This window comes from Mesorhizobium sp. FG116 (genome assembly GCF_057809835.1).
Genome location: NZ_JBMDKS010000072.1, coordinates 1 through 4,731, shown reverse-complemented (window position 1 = coordinate 4,731; position 4,731 = coordinate 1). Strand labels below are relative to the sequence as shown.

Here is a 4,731-nt window from a genome sequence, read left to right as displayed (position 1 = left end):
GCGGCGCGCCGCGACTTTCCGCTCGAATGCGACCTGTCGTTCCAGATCATCGAGCGACCCGCGCCCGGCAACGTCCGCGTCCTTCAGGAATACGCGGATAACAGCATCCTCCTCTATCTCGCCGAAAACAGGCTTGCGGCCGAGCGTTGGCTTGCGGAAAGACGCCATCTCGACGCGCGTCTGGAGGAGGTGAGCGCCGACGAGGTCAGCGCCGATGTCGTCGAGGGGCGGGTGCGCTGATGCTCAACCCCACGCAAACCCGAAATCGAGCGCATCGCCGGCGAGGCTGACTGGGACAGTTTCACGCTGCTCCTGCTGATCAGCCGATGGGCGCAGATGAACGACCTCGCCAGGCCCCTCATCGAACATCTCACCGGCGTTGCCGCCACCTGGGACGATCCGGACGACGAATAGAGCAACGGCGACCCAGCCGCCTCCCATCATCCCCTCAACCACGCGGCCCGGCTCCGACAGGAGGCCGGGCCGTCGTCATTTCAAGGAGCATTCCGATGTTTCAATGGACAAAATCCTGCTCGTACGATGACGAGCAAAAGCGACGTTTTCATTCCACCGCTCGTTCACGGCTGAAGAAGCTTGCGGCCGAGCTTCGCCTCGCCGCCGGTTCGTATGACGTTCGGTCCAACAGGGCGGGCATTGCCGTCAGCGGGGAGATCACCCTGCATCACGACCGCTTCTACCTGCAGGTCGGACAGTTCGGCCTGTCGTCCGGCCACGGCATCCTGATCCGCACCTGCAAGGGCCGCAGGGATTTCACCGGCGGGCCGAACCATTTCGTCGGGCTTCAGCTGCTGGACGACATTCCGGCGCTCGCCGCCGCGGTGCGTGCGGTCACCGGCGTCGGCGCAGCCGACGGCGGATCCGCAGGCGATCGCCCCTCATGCCGACCGGTCGGCGATATTGGGGCCCCACATCGGCGCCCGGCGCGGGTTGCCCAGATCCGCACGGAGGACAGGCCATGACCTTCGGCGCAACGACCTTCACCGACCAGGAGTTCCTCCACCTGGCGCCGACCGAGCAGAAGCTCGCCAAGGCGTTCGCGGCCGAACTCGGCCTCGGCACGCCGGCCACGAGGCTGACGCTGTCTCCACAAGCCAACGCCGGCATCGATCTCGGCCTTTCCGACATCGGCGGCATGATCCGCCTTGATCTCGAGCAATTGCTCGACGGCCGTCTTCTCGTTCAGGGAACGTCCGGCGCCGGCAAGAGCTGGACCCTGCGCCGGATCCTCGAACAGACGAACGGGCTCGTACAGCAGATCGTCGTCGATCCCGAAGGCGAGTTCGTCTCACTCGCCGAGCATTTCGACTTCCCCATCCTCGACGGCGCCCGGCTCGATACGGCAGCACTCGCGCTTGCCGCCGCCCGTGCCCGCGAGCATCGCCTGTCCGTCCTGCTCGACCTCTCCCAGATCGAGCGGGAGGCGCAGATGCAGAGCGTGACCGCCTTTGTCGGCGCGCTGATCGCAGCACCGCGCGAGCATTGGCATCTGGCGCTCATCGCCATAGACGAGGCGCACATCTTCGCGCCCTTCGGTGGCGCCGGGCTCGCTGCCACCTCTGTCCGGCAGGCGGCGACGCAGACGATCACCGATCTGATGAGCCGCGGCCGCAAACGCGGCCTCGCCGGCGTCCTGGCAACCCAGCGCATTGCCCGGTTGGCGAAATCGGTGTCGTCGGAAGTGCTGAACTTCCTGATCGGCCTCAACACGCTCGACATCGACATCCGGCGCGCCGCCGAGACCATCGGCTGGGACGCCAGCAAGGCCTTCGATCGCCTGCCGATTCTCCAGCCGGGCGATTTCGTGGCATCGGGACCGGCGTTTTCGCGCGCGCCGACAACGCTGCGCATCGGCGGGGTCAGGACCCGGCACATCGGCGCTCGCCCGGACATCGTCGCGCCGGCGGCAATCAGCTCGCAAGACGCCGCAAGCCTGCTCGACCTCGAAGAGCTGCATGCGGCCTCGGAGGCGGATGACGAGGTCAGATCCGACACCAGCCTGCCCGTCGGGATCAGGACGATCCGCGCCTTCATCCGCGAGCCCGCTTTTGCCGACGCCGGCAAGGTCTGGGAGGTGCTTTCGCCGCTGGCGCCGCAGGGCGCGGTGGTCGCCGACCTCGCCGATTATCTGGAGATCGACGCCACGCGCGTCGCGGCCGCGCTCGCGCTGCTCGATCTCTACGGAGCGGTCGACATCGAAGAGGTCGACGATGGCCGCGTCGTCCGGATTGCGAAGGGGATGACGCCATGAGCCTCAATCCCGTTTCATTCACCAAACCCCACAGGCGAGAGCCGCGCCTCTCCGCTCCCTATATACCGGGCAAGCACGACAAGCGCTTCTGGACCGACCATGAGCGCGAGATCATCCGCCGGTATTTCCCGGACGGCGGGGCGGCTGCTTGCCTCGCCAGGCTCCCCGAGCATCGCACCGCATCCGGCGTCTACAGCCAGGCCAAGAAGCTCGGCCTGAGGGCCAGCGGAGCTCCCGCCGAGCGCCGTCGTCATAGGGCGAGCTCGGAACTGGATGACCGGATCCGGGAAGGATGGCGCGCGATGGACGCCGGCAGGAAGGGCGCGGTCGTGGAACTGGCGAAGCGGCTTCAGGTTCCACGGTGGTGGCTGACGAAGCGGTTGACCGTCCTCGGGCTGACAATTCGCCACAAGAAGGAACCGCGCTGGACGGCGGCGGAAGATGCACTGATGCACAAGGTGCCGCTGCATCTGCCCGACAAGGCGGCCGCCATCTTCCGTGAACATGGGTTCCACCGCTCGCCGACCGCCATCGTCGTCAGGGCGAAACGTCTCGATCTGTCGCGCCGTGTGTCCCGCCCCGAACTTTCCGCGACCCGGGCGGCGGCGATCCTCGGCGTCGACGGCAAGTTCGTCACCGCCCGCATCCTCTGTGGCGATCTGCCGGCCGCCAAACGCGACGACAGGCGGCTCGCCCAACAGGGCGGCAGCTCGTGGGATATCCAGCCTGCCGATCTGCGCCGCTGGATCGTCGACAACATCGACGTCGTGGATCTGCGCAAGGTCGACAAGATCCCGTTCGTCGCGCTCATTGCAGGAGAACGATCATGAGATACGCGCTCAAGGTCCGGGCGCCGGGCCGCAAGAAGTGGGGATTCTTGACCCCGAAGGGTGGCGTCACGAACCTCCGGGTCCACGCTGCACGCTGGTCGGACAGGGAGCCCTGCGAGAAACTCATCGCCGAGAACGCGCCCGACAATCCCGGTTAGGCAATCAAGATTGTCGATATGGCCAAAAGCGCCGCCTGCACAACGAAGCGATAGCTCGTCGGCGGCGTCGCCGACGGCCGGTTGCGCTCAACGGAAGATGTGTCTCGATCGACGTGTCGCCGAGCACCCCGATGTGATGTGCGCGTGACCTGACATCCATACCGAAACCACAAAGAGCCCGGCCGCCGTGCCGGGCTTTCGTCATTTCCAGCCCCTTGAAGAGGAGGATCGCCATGCCTGTCTATCGGCTTGGGTCGAATGGCCTTGTCCACGTGCCCGGCATCATGGCCAGGGCCATCAACTCCTACGCATTCCCGAAGGATCGCACGGCTTTGCGGCACGTCATCGTCGACGGCTGGCCGGGCATTCCGGATGACGCCCCGCATCTACTTTTCGCAACCGGAGACTGACGATGCCTCGATACACCATCGAAACGACCTATACGGTCCCGCACTATCGGCAACGCAACCACAGTGCGACCTCCGTCGAGGAGGCCTGCCGGCGCGCTGTCGAAGCGAAGGATTGGTCGGGACAGGTTCCGGATTTCGAGACGGCGGGCGAAACCTACGTCACCGGCATCTGGAAAGGCACGGACGCCGCCTATCGCGGTGAGGCGCTTCCGATCCCCAGCCATTTTCAGGAAACCATCCAGCGCCAGGCCGAACAGTTCGGCGAGCTTGTCGCGCTGCTTGAGGAAATCGCGCCCCCGTCGCCAATGACCTTGTCACGCCAGACTTTTGAAGACTGGCTGCCCAGGGCACGCTATGCGGTCGCCAAGGCCAAGGCCATCCTCGAAGGTCGACGCGACCCCGACGATCCGGTTTCCTGAAACGCGATCCCAGCCCCTCAACCAGCCCGGCCCCGCGCCAAGCTTCGCATTGTCAGAAGCAGGGACGGTGCCGTGCTGCTATTTTCGCACCGAAGGGTTCAACCGCTCGTGCAGTTCCTTCCCGGGCCGGAAATAGGGAACCCACTTCTCCTCGACGTGAACGGCGGCTCCGGTGCGCGGGTTTCGTCCCGTCTTGGGCGGGCGATGGCGAACGGTGAACGCCCCGAACCCGCGCAACTCCACCTCGCCGCCTTCGGCGAGCATGTAGGTCATGTCGGCGAGCACGGTGTTGACGATCTTTTCGACGTCGCGCCGGTGAAGATGCGGATTGCGTCGGGCGACCGAGTCCACAAGCTCCGACTTGATCATCTGGTTCCCTCTCGTATCGGACGCGCCCGCTTTTGGTCGGCCTCTCAATCGCCGAACAGACCGGCCCGGTCAACCACCTGCCCGTGTCGCTGAGCCGAAAGAGGGGGAGGGGGGTGGCCTAGGGGCCGGACTGCGGACGGGCCGGAAAGGGAGGCCTGCCGAGCCGGCTTGCGCTGCGACGCCGCTCCGACGCGGCGCCGCCGATCTTCCATCCACATCATCAGCCCGCTCGACCGCATCAGCGGCCAGCCGGGCTCTGTCCTTCAGGAGGCTTCA

General features: G+C 65.9%; 7 protein-coding genes and 1 pseudogene. 6 read left to right on the top strand and 2 right to left on the bottom strand.

The genetic code is table 11. The features are described from left to right. Positions 1–240, top strand: a pseudogene (locus ACODTY_RS23355) (hypothetical protein); the annotation flags it as partial. 3 nt (positions 241–243) lie between these two features. Here ACODTY_RS23355 and ACODTY_RS23350 read toward each other — a convergent pair. Further along, positions 244–456: a hypothetical protein gene (locus ACODTY_RS23350; RefSeq protein ID WP_488996564.1), complete on the bottom strand. Its 213-nt coding sequence runs from the start codon at positions 454–456 to the stop codon at positions 244–246. 53 nt (positions 457–509) lie between these two features. Here ACODTY_RS23350 and ACODTY_RS23345 point away from each other — a divergent pair, with 53 nt between their 5' ends. The 5 genes from ACODTY_RS23345 (at position 510) to ACODTY_RS23325 (ending at position 4,086) form a co-directional block, all read left to right on the top strand. Beyond that, positions 510–980, top strand: coding sequence for a hypothetical protein (locus ACODTY_RS23345; protein ID WP_488996563.1), 471 nt, complete (start codon positions 510–512; stop codon positions 978–980). Then, on the top strand, positions 977–2,269 hold the full coding sequence (locus ACODTY_RS23340) for a helicase HerA domain-containing protein (RefSeq protein ID WP_488996562.1): 1,293 nt from the start codon (positions 977–979) through the stop codon (positions 2,267–2,269). Before ACODTY_RS23345 ends, ACODTY_RS23340 begins: the two co-directional genes overlap by 4 nt. Then, the gene (locus ACODTY_RS23335; RefSeq protein WP_488996561.1) at positions 2,266–3,099 is read left to right on the top strand and encodes a hypothetical protein; all 834 of its coding nucleotides are present in this window, start codon (positions 2,266–2,268) and stop codon (positions 3,097–3,099) included. The genes ACODTY_RS23340 and ACODTY_RS23335 overlap by 4 nt, the downstream gene beginning before the upstream one ends. A gap of 391 nt (positions 3,100–3,490) precedes the next feature. Continuing rightward, positions 3,491–3,667, top strand: a complete 177-nt coding sequence (locus ACODTY_RS23330) for a hypothetical protein (RefSeq protein WP_488996560.1) — start codon at positions 3,491–3,493, stop codon at positions 3,665–3,667. Positions 3,668–3,669: 2 nt separating this feature from the next. Further along, positions 3,670–4,086 (top strand): hypothetical protein, encoded by a 417-nt coding sequence (locus ACODTY_RS23325; protein WP_488996559.1) that lies wholly within the window; start codon positions 3,670–3,672, stop codon positions 4,084–4,086. A gap of 78 nt (positions 4,087–4,164) precedes the next feature. Here the strand turns inward: ACODTY_RS23325 and ACODTY_RS23320 are convergent, their stop codons facing one another. Further along, positions 4,165–4,455, bottom strand: coding sequence for an integration host factor subunit beta (locus ACODTY_RS23320; RefSeq protein ID WP_488996558.1), 291 nt, complete (start codon positions 4,453–4,455; stop codon positions 4,165–4,167). Between the last annotated feature and the right edge of the window lie 276 nt (positions 4,456–4,731).